The 759-nt window shown below is 37.0% G+C and carries 1 protein-coding gene; it reads right to left on the reverse strand.

All coding sequences use genetic code 11. The annotated features are described in order from the left end of the window. Positions 1–207: 207 nt before the first annotated feature. The gene (locus tag BCAMP_RS12100; protein ID WP_051457097.1) at positions 208–615 is read right to left on the reverse strand and encodes a transposase; all 408 of its coding nucleotides are present in this window, start codon (positions 613–615) and stop codon (positions 208–210) included. Positions 616–759: the final 144 nt, after the last annotated feature.

Raw genomic sequence — 759 nt, forward strand, 5'->3', positions numbered from 1 at the left:
CGTCAGATAACTTATATTATATTTAACTAATAATAATCGGGGCTTTTTTGGCTCTATGTCAAATAGTGTTGTTATTCAAAATTTAGTAAAATAAGTCATTTTTGGCAGCTACCTTTTTTGGTAGCTGCTTTTTTTTGTAGTCATTCCTAATGTGAAGGACGCTTTCTGCGGGTGACGGTTCATCCTCCGCGCTTCGCTGTGGGGTATTCAGCTGCCACTTTTCCCGCTAGAGTCGCCTTCACAAACGTCATGACGCTGCACGTTTATTATTGAGGCTCTCGCTTCATATGAATAATTTAAAAAGTAATCTCTGAGATGATGCAATCTTCTAGATGGGAGGATATCAATGATTTCATATTTTTTCGCATCAGTGCAAATAAAACGCATCTGACTATCAGCACTCTTTACCGATTTGAATTCATCCATTGAAAGATGTAGTAGAAGCCTTTGATAGTTCGGTTTGAATTGAGGAGACCATTGGTGTAAAGTACGATTAACAGTAGTTGTTGAAACACTCTGTCTAAAAGCGATATCTTTTTCAGAAGTAATAAACTGTCCTTCGGCAGCTAGTGTTTGGATGACACGTTTGGAGATAAAACAATTTCGTTTTACCATCGAAGTTGAAGCGATAAAGGTTGTTTTACATCCTTTGCATAAGAAGCGTTGCTTCTTTAAAAAAGAGATAGGTTGGAAGGTTATTTTGTTTTAGGGAGTGTGATACGTGATAGTTTAGTTCCGTGTTTAATGAGTTTAACTGTT

Origin of the sequence: Brochothrix campestris FSL F6-1037, from assembly GCF_000525915.1 — a bacterium.
Lineage (GTDB): Bacteria > Bacillota > Bacilli > Lactobacillales > Listeriaceae > Brochothrix > Brochothrix campestris.